The following is a 22,582-nucleotide window of genomic DNA, read 5'->3' as shown; positions in this document are numbered from 1 at the left end:
ATGCGCGCTGCCCGGCTGATCAAGATGGTGCTCCTGCTCCAGTCCCGCCCCTCGATGACGGCCGCCGAGCTGGCGCGGGAGCTGGAGGTCTCCGAGCGCACGATCACCCGGGACGCGCTCGCCCTGTCGGAGGCCGGTGTGCCGGTGTACGCCGACCGGGGCAGGGCTGGCGGCTACCGGCTGATCGGCGGCTACCGGACGCGGTTGACGGGGCTGGCGCGCAGCGAGGCGGAGGCGCTGTTCCTGTCCGGGGTGCCGGGCGCGCTGCGCGGGATGGGGCTGGAGGACGCGGCGTCGGCGGCCCGGCTGAAGGTGTCGGCCGCGCTGCTGCCGTCGCTGCGGGACGCGCCCTCCTCGGCGGCGCAGCGGTTCCACCTGGACGCGCCGGGCTGGTACCAGGAGCCGGAGACGCCGGAGCTGCTGCCGGTGCTGGCGGAGGCCGTGTGGGACGACCGTACGGTCTCGGTGCGCTACCGGCGCCGGGACGACGGCGAGGTGGAGCGGGAGCTGGCGCCGTACGGGCTCGTGCTCAAGGCGGGCGTCTGGTACCTCTGCGCCCGCGCCGGGGCGTCCTTCCGGGTCTACCGGGTGGACCGTTTCACGGCGGTGACGCCGGGGGACGAGCGGTTCACCCGGGACGAGGACTTCGACCTGCCGGGGTTCTGGGAGGAGCGGGCCGCCCAGTTCGCCCGCTCGATCCTGCGGACGGAGGCGGTGGTGCGGCTGACGGAGGCCGGGGTGCGGGGCCTGCCGTACGTGGCGGACCGGGCCGCCGCCCGCGAGGCGCTGGAGGCGGCCGGCCCGCCGGACGCGGAAGGCCGGGTGACGGTGACCCTGCCGGTGGAGTCGGAGGAGGTCGCGTACGGCCAGCTGCTGCGGCTGGGGCCGGAGGCGGAGGTGCTGGAGCCCGCCTCGCTGCGGGCGCTGTTCGCCGGGGCGGCGGACCGGATGGCGGCCCTCTACCGGTAGTCCTCCGCGGAGGCGTCCTTCCCGCCGTGCACCACGTCGATGAAGTACCCCCAGGCGTCCGGGCGCGATCCGTCGGTGTCGGTGAAGCCGTACTCCCGGGCGAGCTGCCCGCTGGAGAGCGACCGGCCGTTCCACCGGTGCCGGTCGGGGTCGGTGGCGAGCGCGGCGACGGCCCGGCCGACGTACGCGGGTGATTCGGCGACGGCGAAGTGCGGCTCCTTCTCCGTCGCGTCCCGCCAGTTCTCCTCCGTCACGCCGTAGATGTCGAGCATGATCTCGGAGCGGAGGTAGCCGGGGGTGAGGGCGACCGCCGTGCCGCCCACCGCCTTCAGGTCCTCGCCGAGGCAGAAGGCCATGCGCAGCGGGGCGTTCTTCGCGAGGTCGAAGTAGAAGTTCTCCCGGAAGCGGGTGTTGTACTCGGCCGTCCCGTCCGTCATCTCCACCACCAGTCCGCCCGGGTTCCGCACGAGCAGCGGGAGGGCGCAGCTACTGGTGATGACGTGGCTGCGGACGCCCAGCTCCAGCATCCGCAGGCCCTGGTCGAGGTCGGTCTCCCACATCTTCTTGCCCCAGGGGATCAGGTGGTCGCCGCCCCAGAGGCTGTTGACCAGGACGTCGAGCCGTCCGCGTTCCCGGTCGATCCGGTCGACGAGTTCCCGGACCTGCGCCGGCTCGAGGTGGTCGACCGGTACGGCGATGCCCTCCCCGCCCGCCGCGGTGACGAGCTCGGCGGTCTGCTCGATGGTCTCGGCCGGCCGGCCCACCTCGCTGACGCCGGTCCGGGTGGTGCGGCCGGTGACGTACACGGTGGCTCCGGCGGCGCCGAGCTCGACGGCGATGGCGCGGCCGGCGCCCCGGGTGGCGCCGGCGACGAGGGCGGTGGTGCCGGCGAGGGGCGCGGCAGAAGTGTTGTCGTTCGTCATACGACCATCCTGCCGGTGATACGCGACATCCTCTGTCCGGTTTCTTTTCGGCCGCTCCGCGTGCACTGCGTCCTCCGACCCAGGATGCTTGTCCCGTGATGGACGAGACGGAGTTCTGGGAGATCATCGACACCACCCGCCAGGCCGCCGAGGGCGACCCCGAGGACCACGCGGAGCTGCTCGTCGAGCGGTTGCTCCAGCTCGATCCCGACTCCGTGCTGGACTTCGCCCGGCACTTCGAGGCGCGCTACAACCGCGCGTACACCTGGGACCTGTGGGGCGCGGCGGCCGTCCTGCTGGGCGGGGCGAGCGACGACGCGTTCGACTACTTCCGCTGCTGGCTGATCGGCCAGGGCCGCGAGGTGTTCGAGGGGGCGGTGCACGAGCCCGACTCGCTGGCGGAGCTGCTGGAGGACTTCGACGAGGAGATCGACGGGGACGGCGAGGAGCTGGGGTACGCGGCGGACGAGGCGTACGAGCAGCTCACGGGCGCGGTCGCGCCGGACCTGGGCATCCCGCCGCAGGCCCCGGAGCCGGAGGGCACGCCGTTCGACTTCGACGACGACGCGGCGCTGGAGGAGCGCTTTCCCCGGCTCTGGGACCGGTTCGGCGTGTGACGGGGGCACCCGGGTGCCCGGGGCGGCCCGGGTGCCGCGGGTGCTTCAGAGGCTGCGGCCCATCAGGACGTCGTCGACGTACCGCCCGTCCAGGAAGAACTCGCCCGGCAGGACACCCTCCACGACGAACCCCTCCGAGGCGTACAGCGTGCGGGCGGGCTTGTTGTGGCCGAGGACGCGCAGGGTGATGCGGGTGGCGCCCTGGCGGACGGCCTCGTCGCACGCGGCCCGCAGCAGGGCGCGTGCCACCCCACGGCCGCGCGCCCACTCGGCGACGGCGAGGCCCTGGATCTGGCGCACGTGCCGGTTGCAGGCCAGCCGCGTGGGCGGCACGAGCCGGATGTATCCGGCGGGGCGGCCGTCCTCGGCCTCGGCGACCAGGAAGTCCTCCGGCCGGTGCGAGGAGTCGAAGAACGGGTCGTACGGCGGCTGCGGCGGCGGCTGTACCGCGTGCAGCGGCGACCAGGTCTCACGGTCGAGCCGCCCGAGGGCGTCGTCGTCCCCGGGCCGTGCCAGGCGTATGTGCGGGGTGCTCATGCCCGACACTGTGCCACGCGGCAGGATGGGCGCATGAAACGTATCGGTATCGCTCGTATCGCGGTCACCGGCTCCACCGGTCTCATCGGGTCGGCCCTCGTCCGCTCGCTGCGGACCGACGGGTACGAGGTAGTCAGACTGGTGCGGCGCCCCGCGCGGGCCGGTGACGAGATCGAGTGGGACCCCCGGCGGCAGTACGTGGACGCGGCCGGGCTCGTCGGCTGCGACGCCGTCGTGCACCTCGCGGGCGCGGGCGTCGGCGAGCGCCGCTGGAGCGAGGCGTACAAGAAGGAGATCCGCGACAGCCGGGTGCTCGGCACCGCGGCCGTCGCGGAGGCCCTCGCCTCGCTCGACACCCCGCCGAAGGTCCTGCTGTGCGGCACGGCTCTCGGCTACTACGGCGACACCGGGTCCCGGGCGGTGGACGAGACGGCTCCCCCGGGGGACGGTTTCCTGCCGTCCGTGTGCGTGGAGTGGGAGGGCGCCGCGGCCGCCGCGGAGGAGGCGGGCATCCGTGTCGCGTACGCCCGCACCGGGCTGGTGGTGGCGCGCGAGGGCGGCGCGTGGGGGCGGCTGTTCCCGCTGTTCCGGGCGGGGCTGGGCGGCCGCCTGGGCAGGGGCGAGCAGTACTGGAGCTTCATCTCCCTGCACGACGAGGTGGCCGCGCTGCGGCACATCCTGGACACCGAGTCCCTGTCCGGCCCGGTGAACCTCACCGCCCCGGACCCGGTCACGAACCGGGAGGTCACCGCCGCGATGGGCCGCGTGCTGCGCCGTCCCGCGTTCCTGCACGTGCCGGCCCCGGCGCTGCGGGTCGCGCTGGGCGACTTCGCGTCCGACGTGCTCGGCAGCCAGCGCGTCCTCCCGGCCCGGCTGCTGGAGTCGGGCTTCCGCTTCGCCTTCCCGACGATCGACACGGCGATCGCCGCCGCGTAGGTCCGCGGCGGCGGCCCGGCCCCGCGGCCTGCCCCGCGGGTCGCCCGCCCGGACGTGGTTGCCGTGGGGTCGGCGCAGGGGTTGTCCGTCCGGGCTCGGCCGCCCTGGGGACGCGCGCCGGCCCAGGCACCCGACCCCACCCAGCGGCGCGAGCCCGACCGGTGGTCCAAGAGCCCGCCCACCGCTCCCGTGGTTCCGGGCTCGGCCGCCCGGAGGATTCCGGCCGCGTGCGACCCCCGTTGCTTCGGTGACCCCCCGCGCGCGCGTGTGACCGGGGTCTCGGCCCGCTCATACGCTCGGAGCCCGAACTCGGGTATTCCACGGCCCTGTTAAGGGCATGAGCCCCCCACGCACCGAACCGCCACCCCGGGGAGGGACACGTGCTTGAGCGCGCACGCCACGCGGACGTCATCATCGTAGGAGCCGGAATCGCGGGACTCGCCGCGGCTCATCAACTGACCAGTGCGGGAGTGACCGTCAGCGTCCTGGAAGCCGCTTCCCGCATCGGCGGCCGCATGGCCACCGAGCACATCGACGGGTTCCGGCTCGACCGGACCGGGCAGTTGTTCAGCACCTCGTACCCCGGTCTGGGCGGTGCCGACCTGCGGCTCTTCCAGCCGGGCGTCCTGGTGCACAGCGAGGGCCGGCTGCACCGCACCGGCGAGGTCGGCAGGAGTGCCCGGTGGGCCCGGGCGCGGGCGCTGGCGAGCGCGCCGCGCCCGCTGGACCAGGCCCGGCTGGGGGCCGCGCTGGCCCGGCTGGCCGCGACGGAGGACGCCCGGCTGCTGGCCCGCCCCGAGCGCCCGGCGCTGGACGGGCTCGCGGGCCGCGGCCTGCCGGCCCGTACCGTCAGCGGATTCGTCCGCCCGCTGCTGTCGGCGCTGCTGAGCGACCCGGACCTGACCACCTCCAGCCGCTGCGCCGACCTGGCACTGCGGGACTTCGCGCGCGGCCGGCTGTGCGTTCCGGCGGGGGGCGCCGCCGCGCTGCCCGAACTGCTGGCGGCGACGCTGCCGCCCGGCACGGTGAAGACCGGCGTCCATGTGAAGGACGCGTCCATCAGCCGGGTCGTCACCGCGGAGCACGGCGAGCTGAGTTGCCGCTGCCTGGTGGTGGCCACCGGCGCCCGGGCGGCGGGCGAGCTGCTGCCGGGGCTGCGCGTGCCGGACTTCCACCAGGTGACCGTGGTGCACCACACCGCGCCGGCGGCCCCGCTGCCGGACGCGGCGCTGGTGCTGGACGCCGACCGCGCGGGTCCGGTGTCGCACTCGGCGGTGATGAGCGAGGTCGACCCGTCGCGGGCGCCGTACGGCCGCGTCCTGGTCAGCTCGACGGTGCTGGGCAGCCCGCCGGACCGGCTCGACCAGCGGGTCCGGAGGCATCTGGCGGCGCTGTACGGGACGGGCACCGACGACTGGGAGCTGCTGGCCGTGCACCACGATCCGGAGGCCGTCCCGGCGATGCCGCCCCCGCACGACCCGCGGCGGCCGGTGCGGCTGCTGGGCGGGCTGTACGTGTGTGGTGACCACCGGGACACGAGCACCGTGCAGGGCGCCTACCGGTCGGGCCGCCGCGCCGCCGACGCGGTCCTCCGGGACCTGGGCGTCCCGTCCTCCTACGAGGCGCCTCCGCTGCGGGTGGCGGCCTAGGACGTGTCCCTTGGGGTCCCGCCGGGCTCGCGGGCCCCGGGGCACGCGTCCGCCGTGTCCGCCGTGTCTCCGGGGGCCGGCTAGCCGATGGCGCCGACCCGGTCCCGATAGTTCCGCACCGCGGTCGCGTCCCGGTAGGGCTCCAGTCGACGTTCGAACTCGCGGACGTACTCCGCGGCGCGTGCCGAGCGCATCTCGGACGCCTGCTGGGCGGCCTCCGCGCCGAGGGCGCACGCCTGGTCGAGTTCGCCGAGGCCGAGGCGGGCGGTGGCGAGGACGACCCGGCAGAAGAGGCGGCTGCGCGCGAAGCCGGGCGCGCGCAGTTGGAGTGAGCGTTCCGCGTGCTGGGCGGCGGCCCGGTACTGCTGGAGGTCCCGGTGGCAGTGGCCGAAGTCGTCCGCGAGCTGGGCCTCGTCGAAGAACCGCGCCCAGTGGGGCACGTCGTCGCCGGGCCGGGCGGCGTCCAGCGCCCGCTCGGCCCGGACGAGGGAGGAGGTCGCGGCCCGGACCTCGCCGAGGACGGCGTGCCCGCGGGCCTCGACGGAGTGGAGCATCGCCTGGACGACGGGCGGCGCGGAGGAGCCGACGCCCTGCTGGGCGACCCGGGCGAGTTGGACGGCCTCGCGGCCGTGGCCGAGGTAGACGGCCTGGCGGCTCATGGTGATGAGGACGTAGGCGCCGTAGGCGCGGTCGCCGGCGGCCTGGGCGAGCCGCAGGGCCTGGACGAAGTACCGCTGGGCGAGGCCGTGGGCCGCGATGTCGTACGAGGTCCAGCCGGCCAGCCGGGTCAGGTCGGCGGCCGCGCCGAAGAGCCGGCGGCCGACGGTCTCGCCGTACACACCACGCAGCATCGGCTCGGCCTCGTGTTCCAGGTACCGGACGAGGGCCTGCCGGGCGTGCCCGCCGCCGTAGGCGTGGTCGAGGGTGCGGAACAGTTCGCCCACGGAGCGGAGGGCGGCGATGTCGCCGCCGGTGACGCGCTGGCCGGGGCCGCGGTCGGTGGTGCGCTGCCGGGGTACGGAGAGGGGCGGGGCGGCGGGGGCGCGGCCCTGGGCGGGGACGCGGGGCTCGGCCGGGTGGTGGGGGTCGCCCCGGCCCACGCGTTCGTCGGCGCGGCCGATCAGCCAGTCGCGGCTGGGGACGACGAGTCCGGCCGGGGTGAAGGCGATCTTGCGGAGTTCGGCGTGGCTGCCGGAGTCCTTGCGCCAGAGCCCGCTGACGATGTCGACGGCCTCCTCGGGCGTGGCGGCGAATTCGAGTCCGGCGTAGACCGGGGCGCAGGCGTCCAGGCCGAGGTCCTGGGCGGACAGCCGTCTGCCCAGGCGTCGGGTGAAGACCTCGGCGATCAGTGCCGGAGTGGTGCCGCGCGGTTGCTGGCCGCGCAGCCAGCGGGTCACGGACGTTTTGTCGTACCGCAGGTCGAGGCCGTGTTCGAGGCCGAGCTGGTCGACGCGTCTGGCGAGGCCGGCGTTGGAGAACCCGGCTTCGGCGATGAGGGCGGCGAGCTGGCGGTTGGGGGTGCGCTGCGGGGGGCGATCCGTCATCAGCTGTGCGGTCTCCTGCCTTGCCTTCTGGGCCGGGGTGCAGACCCCCTTGGAACGGCGCGAATTTAACTGCCCCGGACGTCCGTACCGCCGTCTTCGCCCCACATTCATCCGATCGTGTGAGGATTGGGGGCGGCGCTGACGGCCGGTGCCGGGTGTGTGCCAGGCCGCACCTGCCGGTCGGTGATCGTCCGCGCCGCCGTACAGTGGCCGTGGGGCGCGATGAGTGCACGCTGCAAGGTTCTGGCGCATGGTTCTAGGGAGGCGTTGCCGTGAGTGAGCTGCGATTCGTCCGGGTGGGCTTCGGCGCGGACGCCGTCGAGTACCAGCGGGCCTGGGACATGCAGCGCGAGGTCCACGCCGCCCGCTTCGCGGACGAGGTCCCGGACACCTGTCTGCTGCTGGAGCACCCGCCGGTGTACACGGCCGGGCGGCGCACCGAGGACAGCGAGCGCCCCCTGGACGGCACGCCGGTGATCGACGTGGACCGCGGCGGCAAGATCACGTGGCACGGTCCCGGCCAGCTCGTCGGCTACCCGATCATGAAGCTGCCGCGTCCGGTGGACGTGGTCGCGCACGTACGGCGCCTCGAGGAGGCGCTGATCCGCACGGCGGCGGACTTCGGCCTGGAGACCACCCGGATCGAGGGCCGCAGCGGCGTCTGGGTGCTGGGCGACCCGGTGGAGGAGCGCCCCTCGCTGGGCGGCCTGTCGCTGGACTTCGACCCGCGCCTGCACGACGACGAGTTCGACGCGCGGCTGAACGGCCCCGAGTACGCCCCGTCCAACGCCGGCCAGCGCCGCGAGGACCGCAAGCTGGCGGCCATCGGCATCCGGGTGGCCAAGGGCGTCACGATGCACGGCTTCTCGCTGAACGTGAACCCGGACAACACCTGGTTCGACCGGATCGTCCCGTGCGGGATCCGGGACGCCGGGGTGACGTCGCTGTCGGAGGAGGTCGGCCGGGAGGTGACCATCGCCGAGGTGCTGCCGGTGGTGGAACGCCACCTGCGGGACGTGCTGGAGAACGCGGAGCTCAGGCCCCGGGAGATCGAGCGGGACGCGGAGCCGGTGGCGACCGCCTAGGGCGGTCCAGGGCGGTCCGTACGCGCGGGAATGCAACCCTTGGGCCAGAGGTTGGCCAGGCGTCACGACCATCGCCGAGAAGGTCACACTTTTATCGGGCGTACCCTGGTGTTCGCCGAGGAATCGAAGCCGTAGGAGCCAGCCGTGTCCGCAGTCGCACCCGACGGACGCAAGATGCTGCGCCTGGAGGTCCGGAACAGCCAGACCCCCATCGAGCGCAAGCCCGAGTGGATCAAGACCCGGGCGAAGATGGGCCCCGAGTACAACCAGCTCCAGAAACTCGTCAAGAGCGAGGGACTGCACACGGTCTGCCAGGAGGCGGGCTGTCCGAACATCTTCGAGTGCTGGGAGGACCGCGAGGCGACCTTCCTCATCGGCGGTGACCAGTGCACCCGGCGCTGCGACTTCTGCCAGATCGACACCGGCAAGCCGCAGGCGCTGGACCGGGACGAGCCGCGCCGCGTGGGCGAGTCGGTCGTCGCGATGGACCTGAACTACGCCACCATCACCGGCGTCGCCCGCGACGACCTGGAGGACGGCGGCGCCTGGCTGTACGCGGAGACCGTGCGGCAGATCCACGGGATGACCGCGGAGCGCGAGGGTGGCCACACCAAGGTCGAGCTGCTGATCCCCGACTTCAACGCGGTGCCCGAGCAGCTGGCCGAGGTCTTCTCCGCCCGCCCCGAGGTGCTGGCGCACAACGTCGAGACCGTGCCGCGGATCTTCAAGCGCATCCGCCCCGGTTTCCGTTACGAGCGTTCGCTGGAGGTCATCACCAAGGCCCGTGAGGCCGGTCTGGTGACCAAGTCGAACCTGATCCTCGGCATGGGCGAGACCCGCGAGGAGGTCAGCGAGGCGCTCCAGCACCTGCACGACGCCGGCTGCGAGCTCATCACCATCACCCAGTACCTCCGGCCCTCGGTGCGCCACCACCCGGTGGAGCGGTGGGTCAAGCCGCAGGAGTTCGTGGAGCTGAAGGAGGAGGCCGACGAGATCGGCTTCTCCGGTGTGATGTCGGGCCCGCTGGTCCGTTCCTCGTACCGCGCGGGCCGGCTCTTCCAGCAGGCGATGGAGCGGCGGAGCCAGACCGCCGTGTGAATCGCCGCACAGGTCCGGCGGCCCTGACGACCCGGCCCGCGCACACCCCGCAGGTGAGGGGCGTGCGCGGGCCGTGTCGCGTCCCGGGGCGGGGCACGCGGGTTTCACCGGCGTTTGACCCGTCGGTCACGTCCTGGTAACACCAATCAGTGACGATGCTTGTACGCCCCGCGCACACCGCCGCGCGCGGACGCCGCGTACGACCCCCACTCCCGCAGAACCCGCTCCCAGGGAGGACCCCGAACATGCAGGCCGCGACCCAGCAGGTACGCACGGCAGACCAGGCGCGCCCGGCGCGCTCCGCACGCGATGTCTCCGAGGTCCGGGCCCAGCCCTTCCCGTCGGTCACCGGCGCCCTGCGCGCCGTCGAGTCGCTGCTGCTGGGCGGCGGCCAGCGCACCGCCCGGCGCAACGCCTGGACGTCGGTCCTGGAGGACCGGCGCCGCGCCAAGGACCGGGTCGAGGCGCAGCACGTACTGGAGGCCGTGGCGGGCCACACTTCCCGGGCCACGTAAACTTCAGAGCATGGCGAGGAAGGCAACATCAGACAGCGGTGACGCCGCTGCGAACCCCGGGCGACTGAAGCAGATCGCTCTGACGTACAAGATGACCCGAAAGGCCGATCCCAAGGTCGGTCTCGTCGTCGCGGGCGTGGGACTCGTCGTCTTCGGCGTCCTCCTCGCGATCGGCTTCCTGATCGGGCATCCCGTTTACCTGGGCATCCTGGGCTTCCTGCTGGCCTTCCTCGCGATGGCGATCGTCTTCGGGCGCCGCGCCGAGCGGGCGGCCTTCGGGCAGATGGAGGGCCAGCCCGGCGCGGCGGCCGCCGTCCTGCAGAACGTGGGCCGCGGCTGGACGACCACCCCGGCGGTCGCGATGAACCGCAACCAGGACGTGGTGCACCGCGCGGTCGGCAAGGCCGGCATCGTGCTGGTCGCCGAGGGCAACCCGAACCGGCTCAAGACGCTGCTGGCGGCCGAGAAGAAGCGGATGGCCCGCATCGTCGTGGACGTCCCGGTGCACGACATCATCGTCGGCAACGGCGAGGGCCAGGTGCCGCTGAAGAAGGTGCGCACCACCATGCTCAAGCTGCCGCGGGTGCTCTCCGGCCCCCAGGTGACCGCCGCCAACGACCGGCTGCGCGCCATGGGCGACCTCATGAGCAACATGCCGCTGCCGAAGGGCCCGATGCCCAAGGGCATGCGGATGCCGCGCGGCGGCAAGATGCGCTAGCGCCGTCCTCCGCATAACGGAGAAGGGGCGCCCCGCCGTGATGGCGGGGCGCCCCTTCTCCGTTTACGTCCGCGGTCGTGCGGGGCCGGTGTCGTACGACGGGCTCAGATCCTGACCTGCACCGCGCGGGAGAGCCGGTCGTGCAGCCCGCGGCCGTCGCGGTCCCAGATGAGCGCCGGGACGGCGAGGCACAGCAGGGCGCTGCGGACGACGACCCGGACCGGGCCGAGCCGCTCGCCGTCGACCGAGATGACGCGCAGCCCGAGCAGCCGCTTGCCGGGCGTGCTGCCGACGGTGCCCACCGTGAGCACTCCGAGCACGAAGAGGACGACCACGGCCCAGTTGCCCGCCGCCGCCTGGTCACCCGGCGCGATCAGGCCGTATGCGATCACCATGCACAGCGTCCAGTCCAGGAACAGGGCGCCGAACCGGCGTCCCAGGGGGGCCATGGAACCCGGCCCCTCCTGCGGCAGGCCGAGCCGCTCACCCCGGTAGCCGAAGTCGGCGCCCATGTCCTCGGCCGCCGCGCGGGGCCCGGACAGCCACGATCCGATTGCTTGCCTGTTGTCCACCCGACCACCGTACTGTGCCCGCTTTCGATCACTTCGACCCGGGTCCGTCGGGACACAGAGGGGCGCGCTCCGGTTAACTTGGTCGAAACAAATGGGTCACGCTTGAGAAATCCCGCCTCCCTATGGTCGGGAACAGCGTGTGCCACCGCACTGGCCGCACGACCGAGCTACAACCCCGCCCTCCCCCGGGTGGGAGTAGGAGGAGTTGGATGTTCCAGAACGCCGACGACGTCAAGAAGTACATCGCGGACAACGACGTCAAGATGATCGACGTCCGCTTCTGCGACCTTCCCGGCGTGATGCAGCACTTCACGATTCCGGCCACGGCGTTCGACCCGTCCGAGGAGCTCGCCTTCGACGGCTCGTCGATCCGCGGCTTCCAGGCCATCCACGAGTCCGACATGGCGCTGCGCGCCGACCTGTCGACGGCGCGCCTGGACCCGTTCCGCCGTGACAAGACGCTGAACATCAACTTCTTCATCCACGACCCGATCACGGGCGAGCAGTACAGCCGCGACCCGCGCAACATCGCCAAGAAGGCCGAGGCCTACCTCGCCTCCACCGGCATCGCGGACACCGCCTACTTCGGCCCCGAGGCCGAGTTCTACGTCTTCGACAGCGTCCGTTTCGCCACCTCGGCGAACGAGGGCTTCTACCACATCGACTCCGAGGCCGGCGCCTGGAACACCGGTGCGGTCGAGGACAACCGCGGCTACAAGGTCCGCTACAAGGGCGGTTACTTCCCGGCCCCGCCGGTCGACCACTTCGCCGACCTGCGCGCCGAGATCTCCCTGGAGCTGGAGGCCGCCGGCCTCCAGGTCGAGCGCCAGCACCACGAGGTCGGCACCGCCGGCCAGGCGGAGATCAACTACAAGTTCAACACCCTGCTCGCCGCCGCCGACGACCTGATGCTCTTCAAGTACATCGTGAAGAACGTCGCCTGGCGCAACGGCAAGACCGCGACCTTCATGCCCAAGCCGATCTTCGGCGACAACGGCTCCGGCATGCACGTCCACCAGTCGCTGTGGCAGGGCGGCTCCCCGCTCTTCTACGACGAGCAGGGCTACGCCGGCCTGTCGGACACCGCCCGCTACTACATCGGCGGCATCCTCAAGCACGCCCCGTCGCTGCTGGCGTTCACCAACCCGACGGTGAACTCCTACCACCGCCTGGTGCCCGGCTTCGAGGCCCCGGTCAACCTGGTCTACTCGCAGCGCAACCGGTCCGCCGCGATGCGCATCCCGATCACGGGCTCGAACCCGAAGGCCAAGCGCGTCGAGTTCCGCGCCCCGGACCCGTCCTCGAACCCGTACCTCGCCTTCTCGGCCCTGCTGCTGGCCGGCCTCGATGGCGTCAAGAACAAGATCGAGCCGGCCGAGCCGATCGACAAGGACCTCTACGAGCTGGCCCCCGAGGAGCACGCGGGCGTCCCGCAGGTCCCGACCTCGCTCCCGGCCGTCCTGGAGGCCCTGGAGGAGGACAACGAGTACCTCCAGGCGGGTGGCGTCTTCACGTCCGACCTCATCGAGACGTGGATCGACTACAAGCGCACCAACGAGATCGCCCCGATCCAGCTCCGCCCGCACCCCCACGAGTTCGAGCTCTACTTCGACATCTAAGGAGCAGCGCCGCCTCCCGGCGCCTCGCACCGAGCACCGAGCACCGAAGGCCGCCATCCGACACCCGGGTGGCGGCCTTCGCCGTTCGGTCACGGAGCCGGGGCGCGGGGGGTCAGGCGGAGAGTTCCCGTTCCAGCGGGGTGCGGAAGCGGGGGGTGACGCGGGTGGTGCCCAGCCAGGCGTGGAGGCGGGCGGCTTCCGCGGCGATGGCGGTGAGGGCGTCACGGCCCGGGTCCGGGTCCAGGAGGCGCCAGACCGGTTCGCCGCCGGGGCGCTGGGACCAGCCGCCGACGACGCGGCCGTTCCACCAGACGGTGGGGCCGATGTTGCCGCTGCGGTCGAAGAGGGCGGCGCGGTGGGCGGGCGGGAGGTACCAGTCGCGGTGCTGCCAGCCCATGGGGGTGGGGTCGAGGGCCGGGAGGAAGGCCGCCCAGGGGGCCGGGGGTGCGGTCGGGGCGGTGTCGTCGGGGAGGACGTGGCCGGTGGCGCCGTGGTCGAGGTCGACCGGGACGGCCCCGACGGCCGCCAGGGCCCGGCGTACGTCGGTGACCTTCCAGCCGGTCCACCACTTCAGGTCCTCCTCGGTCGCCGGGCCGTGGGAGGCGAGCCAGGCGCGGGTGAGCGTGGCCCGGGCCTCGTCGGGCGGGACGTCGGGGAGCGCCGGGGCGATGGCCCAGCGGAACTGGCTGGACGTCCAGGAGCCGAGCGGGCGGCCGCGCACGACGCGGGCCTCGGTGCCCAGCAGGCGCAGCAGGCGGGAGGAGACGGTCTGGCGCTGCTCGTAAGTGGTGCCGGGGGCGTACACGAACTGCTCGCGCAGCCGCGGCTCGTCCTGGGCGAGTTCGGCGGCGGTGGCCTCGCCGCGCCCGGTCAGGGCGTCGAGCACCGACCGCTCGACGTCGGCGAGCCACTCCGCGTCGAGGGAACTGCCCGCCGCCAGATGCTTGAGCAGCGTGGCACGCTCGCGGGCGGCTACCGCGTGGGTGGTGGAGGACTGGACGACGGGCGCGAGGGAGGTGGGGACGACGAAGACCGTGTGGCGCATGCCGTGCATGCGGACGAGGGTGCGGTCCTCGTACAGGGCGCGTTCCATGGCGGCGACCGGTCCCGCCGGGTCGGCCAGCCGGGCTCCGGCGGCGAGGTGGACGGTGGCGGGGTCGGTGCCGTGCAGGGCGGTGAGGGACTGCGCGATCCGCTCGACGGTCGCCGCGCGGGCCGCCGGGGTGAGGTGGTGGCGCACGGCGAGGCGGTCGCGGCGCTCTTCGTCGGTGATGCGGGGACGGTGGCTCGGCATGGTGCAGAACGTATCCAGGGAAACGGTGTCGTGCGGCGCTTCCGGACACGCCGCCGGAGGAACCGCGTGCGGTGGGCCCCGTGCCCGCCGGCCCCGTCACGGCGCGGCGGGCACGGGGTGGTGCTCAGCGGCTGGTGTGGATCAGCGCCCGGACCATCCGGCACGTGGTGTCGGACGGCGGGTGGATGCCGATGCGCTCCGCCGTGCTCCGTATCGTCTCGTCGTCGGCCTGGGACGGCTGGTAGACGCCCGAGTCGAGCAGGGCGATCGCCAGTCGCATGGCCTTCAGGCGGCGGTTGTGGGACACGTACCACTCGCGGGGCCGGCCCGCCGGGAGCGGCTTCTTCCGGAGGGGCTTGAAGGGTTCGAGGGGTAGTGTCGTGAGTGCGGCTACGGCCATCGGCGACCTCCTGGTACGCGGTGTGTGGACCCTCCCCCGGGCCCTCACGAACTCCTCCGATTTTACTGCCGCCCACTGACAATCGGCCCTGGCCAGCACGGCTTTGCGCGGTCACCGGCGGTACGGTGGCGGGCATGGAGATCTGGATCAATCCCGCGTGTTCCAAGTGCCGTGGCGCACTGACGCTGCTCGACGAGGAGGGGGCGGACTACACCGTCCGCCGTTACCTGGAGGACGTGCCGTCCCCGGCCGAGATCCGGGACGTGCTGACCCGGCTCGGCCTCGAACCCTGGGACATCACCCGTACCCAGGAGCCGGCCGCCAAGGAACTGGGGCTGAAGGACTGGCCGCGCGAGGCCGGTTCGCGCGAGCGCTGGATCACGGCGCTGGCGGAGCACCCGAAGCTCATCCAGCGCCCGATCATCACGGCGGACGACGGCTCGGCGGTGGTGGCCAGGACGGACGAGGCGGTACGGGACGCGCTCGGCCGCTCCTGACGGGCCGCACCGGAGGGGGTAATTCACTTTTCCCGAGCGGCAGTTGAGCGGAACCTCGGTGCTACTCGTACGTAGGGGCACACACGGAAGCCATCCGGCCGTCACTCCCCCGAACGGCCGGGGACAGGAGCCCCCACGTGTCACGCAAGAGGACGCTCAGCGGAAAGAAGAAGCTCGCCCTGCTCGTCGGCGCGGCCGCGATGGCCGGCGGCACGGCGGTCGTCATGACCGGGACCAGCCAGGCGTCGGTGGCCTGCGACGGTCTGGCGACGGCGCTGGGCAACAACGAGCAGTTCATCGCCGGCCAGCGGGCCAACCCGGACGCCCAGTCGGAGGCGCGGATCGCCAACCGCCAGGCGGTCATCGAGCAGATCAAGCGCCAGCAGCAGGCCGCCGGGTGCGAAGTCGGCCAGGGCAGCGCCCAGGGCGGTGCGGAAGGCGGCGCCCAGGCGGGCGGGCAGGCCCCGGGCGCGGGCGCGGACCAGAGCGCCGGCAAGGGCCAGGGCAATGGGCAGGGCAATGGGCAGGGCCAGGGCAATGGCCAGGGCGCCGGGAAGGGTAACGGCCAGAATCAGGGCAATGGGCAGGGCCAGGGCGCCGGCCAGGGCAACGGGCAGGGCAACGGGCAAGGTGCCGGCCAGGGCAACGGCCAGGGCCAGGGCGCCGGTCAGGGCGCGGGACAGCAGGACGGCGGCAACGCCGGCGAGGTGGTCTGCGCGGGGTCGACCGTCACCCTGTCCGGCGAGGGCGGCGCCCCGGCCGCGTCCAGCAACCAGTTCCCGATCGGCACCAAGCTCAAGGTGACCAACCTCGACAACAACAAGTCGACCACCGTGAACGTCACCTCGGTCTCCGGTAGCTGCGCCCTGCTCAACAACGCGGCGTTCGAGCAGGTCCGCGAGCCCGGCAAGTTCCTCATCCGCAAGGCCCGCATCGAGCGCGTCGGCTGACGCCCCGCGGGCCGGACCCCGGACAGGAGGCGCGGCTCAGTCGGCGGGCCGCGCCTCCGCCCCGGCGAACCGCTCCGCCGCCGCCAGGATCTCCGTCACACGCAGCCCGAAACGGGCGTCACAGGCGTGCGCCCTGCCGCTCCGTACCGCTGCCAGCAGCGCGTCCACCGCCGTCCCGAACGCCCCGACCGCGTCCGCCCAGGAGGGCATCTCCGCCCGCCCGTGGTCGCCGTACAGGGTGACGCCCGCGTCCGAGGCCCGTACCGGGGCGCTCAGGCTCACCGTCGTCGTGCTGCCCGCGCCCGAGGCGTGCCGCAGCACCAGGTGCCGGGCGTCCCCCGGCCCCGCGACGGCCGACGTGATCTCCGTGACGTCCCCCAGGACCGGCAGGAGCACCGACAGCACGTGCGGGCCCACGTCCCACAGCCCGCCCTTCTCGCGGCGCCAGGGCGACGCGGCGTAGGCGCTGGTCGACCCGGGCGAGAACAGCGCGCCCAGCCAGTGCGCCCGCGCCAGGTACCAGCCGCCCAGCGCCGCCTGCTCCTCGATCCAGGGGGCCGTGCCGGCGGCGAAACGGAGCGTGCAGAAGACGACGGACGCGACCCCCGCCCCGTCGGCGGCCTCGGCGATCTCCCGGGCGGCCGCCACGCCGGTGGCGACGGGTTTGTCCAGGAGCAGGTGGCACCCGGCCTTCGCGGCGCGCACGGCGAGCGGGGCCTGCACGTCCGGCGGCAGGGCGAACGCCACCGCGTCGCTCGCCGCCAGCAGCGCGTCCACGTCCTCGTAGGCCCGTGTGCCGTGGGAGGCGGCGAGCGCGGCCGCCGCCTCCGGGCGCCTGCCCCACACCCCGCTGAAGGTGATGCCGGGGTGCGCGGCGAGCGCGGGGGCGTGGGTACGGCCGGCCCAGGGGCCGGTGCCGAGGAGTCCGATGCGCGGCTTGCTGTCCATGCCCGCCAGTCTGCCCCGTACGCGGACGGGGCACCGGACGGGCCTCCCGCGGCGGAGCGGCGGGGCGGGCGGCCGGCCGCGACGGCCCGGCGACGGCCCGGGAGGCGCGAAACACAGGGAACCTGAGTAACACGGGGTTCACAAACGGGCAACGGTCGGGAAATCCCGTATTGCGAAGCTGCGCGACATACCGCTGCACCCGCAAAGGATGAGGCCCCCGTGACCACCATCAAGGCTGAGTACATCTGGATCGACGGCACCGAGCCGACCGCCAAGCTTCGCTCGAAGACGAAGATACTGGCCGGCTCCGCCGCCACCGGCGTCGCCGATCTGCCCATCTGGGGCTTCGACGGGTCCAGCACCAACCAGGCCGAGGGCCACGCGTCCGACCGCGTGCTGAAGCCGGTGTTCTCCTGCCCCGACCCGATCCGCGGCGGCGACGACATCCTGGTGCTCTGCGAGGTGCTCAACACGGACATGACGCCACACGCGTCCAACACGCGTGCCGCGCTGGCCGAGGTGGCGGAGCGGTTCGCGTCGCAGGAGCCGATCTTCGGCATCGAGCAGGAGTACACCTTCTTCAAGGGCGCCCGCCCGCTGGGCTTCCCCGAGGGCGGCTTCCCGGCGGCGCAGGGCGGCTACTACTGCGGTGTCGGCTCGGACGAGATCTTCGGCCGTGACGTCGTCGAGGCGCACCTGGAGAACTGCCTGAAGGCGGGCCTGGGCATCTCCGGCATCAACGCCGAGGTCATGCCGGGCCAGTGGGAGTTCCAGGTCGGCCCGCTGGCGCCGCTGGAGGTCTCCGACCAGCTGTGGGTCGCCCGCTGGCTGCTGTACCGCACGGCCGAGGACTTCGACATCTCCGCCACCCTCGACCCCAAGCCGGTCAAGGGCGACTGGAACGGCGCCGGCGCGCACACCAACTTCTCCACCAGGGCGATGCGCGAGGGCTACGACGCGATCATCACCGCGTGCGAGTCGCTGGGCGAGGGCTCCAAGCCGATGGACCACGTCAAGAACTACGGCGCCGGCATCGACGACCGCCTGACCGGTCTGCACGAGACCGCCCCGTGGAACGAGTACAGCTACGGCGTCTCGGACCGCGGTGCCTCGGTCCGCATCCCGTGGCAGGTGGAGAAGGACGGCAAGGGCTACATCGAGGACCGCCGCCCCAACGCGAACGTCGACCCGTACACGGTGACCCGTCTGCTGGTGGACACCTGCTGCTCCGCGCTGGAGAAGGCCGGCCAGGTCTGATCCCCGCGCGACCGCACGTACGCACGCCACGGGGCGCCCATCGTTCACGGTGGGCGCCCCGTGGCGTTCCGGGTGGTGAGAAGGGGGGGTGCCGCGCGCCGGCATCTGGTTGAATGGGGGCATGGCCAGCCTTCAGGACACCGCGACGGGTCGCAGCGACCTCCAGCCGTTCTGGCCGACCCGTCAGCACCACGACTTCGACCGGGTGTGTTGCCGCGCGACGAACGCGCCGGCCCTCTAAAGCCCTTCGGCTGCTCCGCTCCGATCCCGTCGGACCCCGATGCAGGCCTTCGGCCGCCGCGCACGACGTACTCCTCGTCCCTTCGCGCGAAAGAGCTGACCTCTCATGGCCAACACCCGTGCCCTCACCGCCCTTCCCTCCGCCGCGACCGCCACTCCGCCCCCCGCGCCCGGCCGGCACCACCTCCGTGCCGTCGACGAGCGCGACGAGGCCCTCGTACGCCTCCCCGGCGGTGTCGACGTCGCCGACTTCCTTCCGCCGGGCGCCACGTGGGTGCCCGCGCCCCCGCACACCATCCCCGTGCTGCCGGGGCAGCCGCCGATGGTCGGCTACCTGGTCCTGGTCCCGGCCGAGCAGCCTCCGGCGGGGACCGCGGCCGACCCGGGCGAGGGGCCGGTCACCATCGACACCACCCGGCGCACCGCCCAGGTGGACGGGCAGCCGCTGGATCTGACGTACCTGGAGTTCGAGCTGCTGGCGCACCTGGTCGCCCATCCCCACCGGGTGCACACGCGCGACCAGTTGGTGACGACGGTGTGGGGGTACGGGCACGTGGGCGACGGGCGGACCGTCGACGTCCATGTGGCCCGGCTGCGGCGCAAGCTGGGCGCCGACCACCGCCATGCGATCCAGACCGTGCGGCGGGTCGGCTACAAGTACGCCCCCTGAGCCGCCCGGCCCACCACCCGGCCCTCGCCGGCTGACGCGGCGCAACGGCCCGCCGGTCCCTCCGGCGGGCCGTTCCGGTTCCCCGGGGGGTGGCCGCTAGGGCGCGGTCCGGGCGGCGCGGCGGGCGCGGGCGCGGGCCGTCAGGCCCAGGACCGCGTCCACGGCGAGGAACGCCAGCAGGCTGATGCCGAGCATGGGCACGAACCAGCCCACCAGGGCCGTCGTGGCGGCCAGCGGGAGGAGCAGGGTGACGGGCACCTTGCGCCAGGCGCCACGCGGTACGGGCCGGCCGGCGCCCAGTTTGCGGTCCTTGGTCGGCCGGCGCAGCCACCACATGCGGTAGCCCCAGAGGACGAGGAGGACGAGCGCCACCATCAGGGCGGCGAGCGCGAGCTGGTTGGGGAGCCCGAAGAGGACGCCCATGTGGGCGTCGATGCCGAAGCGGGTCAGCTTGGCGAGCACGGGGTAGTCGGCGAAGCGCAGTTCGTCGATGACCGTGCCGTCGGCCGGGTCGACGGCCACCGAGTCCAGGTGGACGGGGAACCGCGTGTCCGTCTCCTTGACGACGTACCCCTGGCCCTCGGCCGGGAGGGTCACGGCGATCCGTCCGTCGACGCCGGCGCCGCGGGCGGCCTCGACCGCCCGGTCGACGCCGATGTCCGCGCCGGCGGGGGCGGGGGCGGGGTGGTGGCCGGCGCCGTGGCCCTCATGGCCGGTGCCGCCCGGGGCGGCGGCGCCGTCGAGGGTGGCGGAGACGGTGGGGGTGGCGCCGCCGAGCTGCGACTGGACGGCGTCGATGTGCTCGCCCGCGAACCGGGACCAGGTCAGGCCGGTGGCGGAGAGCAGGACCAGGCCGGTCACCGCCCACAGGCCCACCGACCCGTGCCAGGACAGGGTGCGGCGGCGGGACTTGGGGCCGCGTTCGGGGAGGAACAGGGCCCGCTTGGCGGTACGTCGGCGGCCGGCCCACAGGGCCAGGCCGCCGAGGGCGACGACCCACATCCAGCTCGCGGCCATCTCGCTGTAGTGGCGGCCCGTCTCGCCGAGCCGGAGGTTCGCGTGGAACTCGGAGAGCCAGGCCCGCAGCGGGAGCGCCCCGGAACTGCCGTAACTGGGCAGGTCACCGCGTACCTCGGCGGTGTACGGGTCGACGAAGACGGCGAGCGACCTGCCCTCCTCGACGTCGGGTCCGGTCATCAGGACGCGGGTGGTGGCGCCGTCCTCCGCGGAGGGCCAGACGGCGGTGACGGTGCCGTCCGGGTGGGCCCGGCGGGCCGCCTCGACCTGTGCGGACAGCGGGAGGACCCGGTCGCCCACCGGGACCTGGAGCTCGTGCCGGTAGAGGACCTTCTCCGCCTGGAAGGACAAGGCGTACAGCAGGCCGCTGACCGCGGCGACGAGGAGGAGCGGGGCTATCAGGAGGCCCGCGTAGAAGTGGATGCGGAGGAGGAGCGGGCGGAGCGCGCTCCACGTCGATCCGGTCGTGTTCGGGGTGGGGACGGAGGCGGTTTCGGCGGCGGATTCCGCCGGTACGGCCGTCGTACGGTCGTCAATGGCCATGACTGTCCTAGGAGTCGGCGCGATGGCGTGTCTGGAAAGGGGGAAGCGGCCCCTGGTCAGACGTGTGTCGCTCCGGGGACCGTGGCGCGGGGTGGGAGGGACGTGGGCGGGCCGCGCCGGGACAGGGTGTGGGCGAGGACGACGCCGTGGTGGCGGCGGAGGTGCCGGGTCCGGGGACGCGGCGCGCGCGGGGCGGCGGGCGGGCGGACGACGGCGAGCAACAGCCGCAGCGGGGTGAAGGCGAGGGCCGCGACGGCCCGGGCGAGCCGGAAGAAGGCGGCCTCGCCGCGGGCCAGCCACAGGGCGCAGACGGCCGCGGCCAGCAGGTGGACGGCGATCATGCCGGCGGAGGCGCCGCCGGTGATCGCGGTGAGGAGGTCGGCGGTGCCGCCGGTCGTGGTGGCGGTGGCGTGCCCGGCGGGTGGGGCCGGGGCGGCGGCGTGGGACATGCCGGGCATCAGGTGCCCGGCCGGGCCGGGGGCGGGGCCATGGGCGTGGTGCCCGCCGTCGCCGGTGAACGTCAGGTGGAGCACGCCCTGGACCGCGAGGAGGCCCGTACCGATGGTGGCGGCGCCCCGGCGGCGGCCCGCCGCGAGCCAGGCGAGGCCGCCGGTGACGCAGAGGGCGACGAGCAGCGACCCGGGCGGAAGACTGTGCGCAGACATGGACGAATGCCCCATGGCGGCCAAGGTCACGCACACCGCCGCGAAAAGTGCGGCACGCAGGGCGCGCAGGGGCGACCGGGCATTCGTCATCGTCGCCATATGCTGCCATCCCGTCGGCGGCGGCGGGAGACCGGCCGTTCTTCTGGCAGCAGAACCGCTGGTCGGAGCCGTGGTGAACGCGGCAGGGTCGGATCATGAGGCTATTGGTGCTGGGTGGTACGGAGTTCGCGGGCAGGGCCGTCGTCGAGGCGGCGTCGGCCCGCGGCTGGGACGTGACGGTCTTTCACCGGGGGCGCCACGAGCCGCCGGCCGGTGTGGTGTCGCTGCGGGGCGACCGCACCGTTCCGGGCGGGCTCGCGGCGCTCTCCGAGGGGCGGTGGGACGTGGTCGTCGACACGTGGTCGTCGGACCCGGTGGCGGTGCGGGACGCGGCACGGCTGCTCGCCGGCCGGGTGGGGCGTTACGTGTACGTCTCCAGCCGCAGCGTGCACACGTGGCCGCCGGCGGCGGGGCTGACCGAGGACGGTCCGCTGGTGGCGGGCTCGCCGGACGCCACCGGCGTGCCGTACGCGGAGGCCAAGCGGGGCGGGGAGCTGGCGGCGGTCGCCGCGTTCGGCGAGGAGCGGGTGCTGATGGGGCGGGCGGGCCTGATCCTCGGCCCGTGGGAGAACATCGGGCGGCTGCCGTGGTGGCTGGACCGGATCGCCCGCGGCGGACCGGTGCTCGCCCCGGGCCCGCGCGACCTGCCCCTCCAGTTCATCGACGTCCGGGACATGGCCGGGTGGCTGCTGGACGCGGCGGAGGCCGGGCTGTCGGGTCCGTACAACCTGGTGTCCCCGCCCGGGCACACGACCATGGGCGGACTGCTCGACGCCTGTGTGCGTGCCACCGGTGCGGACGCCGAACTGCGGTGGACCGACCCGGAGGTGGTCCTCGGCGCGGGCATCGAGCCCTGGTCGGGGCTGCCGGTCTGGACCCCGCCCGGCGAACTGCACGCCGCGATGCACGCCGCCGACGTGTCCAAGGCCCTGGCGGCGGGCCTGCGGTGCCGGCCGGCGGCCGCGACGGTCGAGGACACCTGGGCGTGGCTGCGCGGGCTGGGCGGGACGGCACCGCGCCGGCCGGACCGGCCGGCGGTGGGGGTGACGCCGGAACAGGAGGCGAAGGCGCTGGGCGGCTGACGCCGGAACAGGAGGCAACGGCGGGGCAAGGAATAGCGGTTCGCCCGCTTTGGGGACGTAGGTTTCTACGAATCTCCCGGCGCGCTGAACGAGCCCCGAGGAGCGGCCGTATGGAACGGAGCGGTTCACCCCGCCCAG

The 22,582-nt window shown here is 73.6% G+C and carries 23 protein-coding genes; 14 read left to right on the top strand and 9 right to left on the bottom strand.

The window, feature by feature from the left end:
• The gene (locus ACZ7LK_RS03665; RefSeq protein WP_392276077.1) at window positions 1–969 is read left to right on the top strand and encodes a helix-turn-helix transcriptional regulator; all 969 of its coding nucleotides are present in this window, start codon (window positions 1–3) and stop codon (window positions 967–969) included.
• Here ACZ7LK_RS03665 and ACZ7LK_RS03660 read toward each other — a convergent pair.
• A complete protein-coding gene (locus tag ACZ7LK_RS03660; RefSeq protein ID WP_392276076.1) occupies window positions 960–1,892 on the bottom strand; it encodes an SDR family oxidoreductase in 933 nt (310 codons plus the stop codon). The genes ACZ7LK_RS03665 and ACZ7LK_RS03660 overlap by 10 nt on opposite strands.
• 98 nt (window positions 1,893–1,990) lie before the next feature.
• On the opposite strand from ACZ7LK_RS03660, the gene ACZ7LK_RS03655 reads away from it, so the two are divergent.
• Complete coding sequence (locus tag ACZ7LK_RS03655) at window positions 1,991–2,509, top strand: DUF4240 domain-containing protein (protein WP_469464946.1); 519 nt, start codon at window positions 1,991–1,993, stop codon at window positions 2,507–2,509.
• A gap of 45 nt (window positions 2,510–2,554) precedes the next feature.
• On the opposite strand, the gene ACZ7LK_RS03650 is transcribed toward ACZ7LK_RS03655, so the two are convergent.
• Window positions 2,555–3,046, bottom strand: a complete 492-nt coding sequence (locus ACZ7LK_RS03650) for a GNAT family N-acetyltransferase (RefSeq protein WP_392276075.1) — start codon at window positions 3,044–3,046, stop codon at window positions 2,555–2,557.
• A 33-nt stretch (window positions 3,047–3,079) separates the two neighbouring features.
• On the opposite strand from ACZ7LK_RS03650, the gene ACZ7LK_RS03645 reads away from it, so the two are divergent.
• Together ACZ7LK_RS03645 and ACZ7LK_RS03640 are read left to right on the top strand one after the other, a co-directional pair.
• Window positions 3,080–3,982, top strand: a complete 903-nt coding sequence (locus tag ACZ7LK_RS03645) for a TIGR01777 family oxidoreductase (RefSeq protein WP_469464942.1) — start codon at window positions 3,080–3,082, stop codon at window positions 3,980–3,982.
• Between the two features lie 380 nt (window positions 3,983–4,362).
• Window positions 4,363–5,631, top strand: a complete 1,269-nt coding sequence (locus ACZ7LK_RS03640) for an FAD-dependent oxidoreductase (RefSeq protein ID WP_471138212.1) — start codon at window positions 4,363–4,365, stop codon at window positions 5,629–5,631.
• 80 nt (window positions 5,632–5,711) lie between these two features.
• Here ACZ7LK_RS03640 and ACZ7LK_RS03635 read toward each other — a convergent pair whose 3' ends face one another.
• Complete coding sequence (locus tag ACZ7LK_RS03635) at window positions 5,712–7,175, bottom strand: regulator (RefSeq protein WP_471138207.1); 1,464 nt, start codon at window positions 7,173–7,175, stop codon at window positions 5,712–5,714.
• A gap of 272 nt (window positions 7,176–7,447) precedes the next feature.
• Here ACZ7LK_RS03635 and lipB point away from each other — a divergent pair, with 272 nt between their 5' ends.
• From lipB to ACZ7LK_RS03615, 4 genes are all read left to right on the top strand, one after another.
• Window positions 7,448–8,260: a lipoyl(octanoyl) transferase LipB gene (gene lipB / locus ACZ7LK_RS03630; protein WP_392276071.1), complete on the top strand. Its 813-nt coding sequence runs from the start codon at window positions 7,448–7,450 to the stop codon at window positions 8,258–8,260.
• A 144-nt stretch (window positions 8,261–8,404) separates the two neighbouring features.
• The gene (gene lipA / locus ACZ7LK_RS03625; protein ID WP_469464940.1) at window positions 8,405–9,358 is read left to right on the top strand and encodes a lipoyl synthase; all 954 of its coding nucleotides are present in this window, start codon (window positions 8,405–8,407) and stop codon (window positions 9,356–9,358) included.
• A 245-nt stretch (window positions 9,359–9,603) separates the two neighbouring features.
• Entirely contained in the window at window positions 9,604–9,873 is a 270-nt protein-coding gene (locus ACZ7LK_RS03620) for an SCO2195 family GlnR-regulated protein (RefSeq protein WP_392276069.1), read from the top strand.
• 10 nt (window positions 9,874–9,883) lie between these two features.
• Window positions 9,884–10,591 carry a DUF4191 domain-containing protein gene (locus ACZ7LK_RS03615; RefSeq protein WP_392276068.1) on the top strand — a complete coding sequence of 236 codons (708 nt, stop codon included), beginning with the start codon at window positions 9,884–9,886 and terminating at the stop codon, window positions 10,589–10,591.
• A gap of 104 nt (window positions 10,592–10,695) precedes the next feature.
• On the opposite strand, the gene ACZ7LK_RS03610 is transcribed toward ACZ7LK_RS03615, so the two are convergent.
• Window positions 10,696–11,163, bottom strand: coding sequence for an RDD family protein (locus ACZ7LK_RS03610; RefSeq protein ID WP_392276676.1), 468 nt, complete (start codon window positions 11,161–11,163; stop codon window positions 10,696–10,698).
• Window positions 11,164–11,372: 209 nt separating this feature from the next.
• Between ACZ7LK_RS03610 and glnA the strand changes: the two genes are divergently transcribed.
• Entirely contained in the window at window positions 11,373–12,782 is a 1,410-nt protein-coding gene (glnA, locus tag ACZ7LK_RS03605) for a type I glutamate--ammonia ligase (RefSeq protein ID WP_392276675.1), read from the top strand.
• A gap of 112 nt (window positions 12,783–12,894) precedes the next feature.
• On the opposite strand, the gene ACZ7LK_RS03600 is transcribed toward glnA, so the two are convergent.
• Window positions 12,895–14,076, bottom strand: a complete 1,182-nt coding sequence (locus ACZ7LK_RS03600; protein ID WP_471138204.1) for a winged helix DNA-binding domain-containing protein — start codon at window positions 14,074–14,076, stop codon at window positions 12,895–12,897.
• A 124-nt stretch (window positions 14,077–14,200) separates the two neighbouring features.
• Window positions 14,201–14,476 carry a hypothetical protein gene (locus ACZ7LK_RS03595; protein ID WP_392276673.1) on the bottom strand — a complete coding sequence of 92 codons (276 nt, stop codon included), beginning with the start codon at window positions 14,474–14,476 and terminating at the stop codon, window positions 14,201–14,203.
• 134 nt (window positions 14,477–14,610) lie between these two features.
• On the opposite strand from ACZ7LK_RS03595, the gene ACZ7LK_RS03590 reads away from it, so the two are divergent.
• Window positions 14,611–14,973 (top strand): arsenate reductase family protein, encoded by a 363-nt coding sequence (locus ACZ7LK_RS03590; protein ID WP_392276672.1) that lies wholly within the window; start codon window positions 14,611–14,613, stop codon window positions 14,971–14,973.
• 137 nt (window positions 14,974–15,110) lie between these two features.
• Window positions 15,111–15,923, top strand: coding sequence for an RlpA-like double-psi beta-barrel domain-containing protein (locus tag ACZ7LK_RS03585; RefSeq protein WP_471138201.1), 813 nt, complete (start codon window positions 15,111–15,113; stop codon window positions 15,921–15,923).
• A 36-nt stretch (window positions 15,924–15,959) separates the two neighbouring features.
• Here the strand turns inward: ACZ7LK_RS03585 and ACZ7LK_RS03580 are convergent, their stop codons facing one another.
• Window positions 15,960–16,871: a Gfo/Idh/MocA family protein gene (locus tag ACZ7LK_RS03580; protein WP_471138199.1), complete on the bottom strand. Its 912-nt coding sequence runs from the start codon at window positions 16,869–16,871 to the stop codon at window positions 15,960–15,962.
• Between the two features lie 219 nt (window positions 16,872–17,090).
• On the opposite strand from ACZ7LK_RS03580, the gene glnII reads away from it, so the two are divergent.
• Both glnII and ACZ7LK_RS03570 read left to right on the top strand, forming a co-directional pair.
• On the top strand, window positions 17,091–18,128 hold the full coding sequence (gene glnII / locus ACZ7LK_RS03575; RefSeq protein WP_392276669.1) for a glutamine synthetase: 1,038 nt from the start codon (window positions 17,091–17,093) through the stop codon (window positions 18,126–18,128).
• Between the two features lie 346 nt (window positions 18,129–18,474).
• Complete coding sequence (locus tag ACZ7LK_RS03570) at window positions 18,475–19,038, top strand: winged helix-turn-helix domain-containing protein (RefSeq protein ID WP_392276668.1); 564 nt, start codon at window positions 18,475–18,477, stop codon at window positions 19,036–19,038.
• Between the two features lie 96 nt (window positions 19,039–19,134).
• On the opposite strand, the gene ACZ7LK_RS03565 is transcribed toward ACZ7LK_RS03570, so the two are convergent.
• The gene (locus ACZ7LK_RS03565; protein ID WP_471138198.1) at window positions 19,135–20,598 is read right to left on the bottom strand and encodes a PepSY-associated TM helix domain-containing protein; all 1,464 of its coding nucleotides are present in this window, start codon (window positions 20,596–20,598) and stop codon (window positions 19,135–19,137) included.
• Between the two features lie 56 nt (window positions 20,599–20,654).
• Window positions 20,655–21,263: a hypothetical protein gene (locus tag ACZ7LK_RS03560; RefSeq protein WP_469464936.1), complete on the bottom strand. Its 609-nt coding sequence runs from the start codon at window positions 21,261–21,263 to the stop codon at window positions 20,655–20,657.
• 194 nt (window positions 21,264–21,457) lie between these two features.
• On the opposite strand from ACZ7LK_RS03560, the gene ACZ7LK_RS03555 reads away from it, so the two are divergent.
• Window positions 21,458–22,444, top strand: a complete 987-nt coding sequence (locus tag ACZ7LK_RS03555; RefSeq protein WP_471138196.1) for an NAD-dependent epimerase/dehydratase family protein — start codon at window positions 21,458–21,460, stop codon at window positions 22,442–22,444.
• Window positions 22,445–22,582 lie beyond the last annotated feature (138 nt).

This window comes from Streptomyces sp. NPDC039423, assembly GCF_055598725.1.
Note: the sequence above shows the minus strand (reverse complement) of the source record. Positions and strands in the feature narration are given on the sequence as shown.

Coding starts and splice junctions, on each gene's coding strand:
- ACZ7LK_RS03645 (WP_469464942.1), top strand. CDS start 3,080: ATGAAACGTATCGGTATCGCTCGTATCGCGGTCACCGGCTCCACCGGT.
- ACZ7LK_RS03565 (WP_471138198.1), bottom strand. CDS start 20,598: ATGGCCATTGACGACCGTACGACGGCCGTACCGGCGGAATCCGCCGCC.
- ACZ7LK_RS03560 (WP_469464936.1), bottom strand. CDS start 21,263: ATGTCTGCGCACAGTCTTCCGCCCGGGTCGCTGCTCGTCGCCCTCTGC.
- ACZ7LK_RS03635 (WP_471138207.1), bottom strand. CDS start 7,175: ATGACGGATCGCCCCCCGCAGCGCACCCCCAACCGCCAGCTCGCCGCC.
- ACZ7LK_RS03660 (WP_392276076.1), bottom strand. CDS start 1,892: ATGACGAACGACAACACTTCTGCCGCGCCCCTCGCCGGCACCACCGCC.
- ACZ7LK_RS03655 (WP_469464946.1), top strand. CDS start 1,991: ATGGACGAGACGGAGTTCTGGGAGATCATCGACACCACCCGCCAGGCC.
- ACZ7LK_RS03570 (WP_392276668.1), top strand. CDS start 18,475: ATGGCCAACACCCGTGCCCTCACCGCCCTTCCCTCCGCCGCGACCGCC.
- ACZ7LK_RS03600 (WP_471138204.1), bottom strand. CDS start 14,076: ATGCCGAGCCACCGTCCCCGCATCACCGACGAAGAGCGCCGCGACCGC.
- ACZ7LK_RS03615 (WP_392276068.1), top strand. CDS start 9,884: ATGGCGAGGAAGGCAACATCAGACAGCGGTGACGCCGCTGCGAACCCC.
- ACZ7LK_RS03665 (WP_392276077.1), top strand. CDS start 1: ATGCGCGCTGCCCGGCTGATCAAGATGGTGCTCCTGCTCCAGTCCCGC.
- ACZ7LK_RS03595 (WP_392276673.1), bottom strand. CDS start 14,476: ATGGCCGTAGCCGCACTCACGACACTACCCCTCGAACCCTTCAAGCCC.
- ACZ7LK_RS03580 (WP_471138199.1), bottom strand. CDS start 16,871: ATGGACAGCAAGCCGCGCATCGGACTCCTCGGCACCGGCCCCTGGGCC.
- ACZ7LK_RS03620 (WP_392276069.1), top strand. CDS start 9,604: ATGCAGGCCGCGACCCAGCAGGTACGCACGGCAGACCAGGCGCGCCCG.
- ACZ7LK_RS03555 (WP_471138196.1), top strand. CDS start 21,458: ATGAGGCTATTGGTGCTGGGTGGTACGGAGTTCGCGGGCAGGGCCGTC.
- glnA (WP_392276675.1), top strand. CDS start 11,373: ATGTTCCAGAACGCCGACGACGTCAAGAAGTACATCGCGGACAACGAC.
- ACZ7LK_RS03590 (WP_392276672.1), top strand. CDS start 14,611: ATGGAGATCTGGATCAATCCCGCGTGTTCCAAGTGCCGTGGCGCACTG.
- ACZ7LK_RS03650 (WP_392276075.1), bottom strand. CDS start 3,046: ATGAGCACCCCGCACATACGCCTGGCACGGCCCGGGGACGACGACGCC.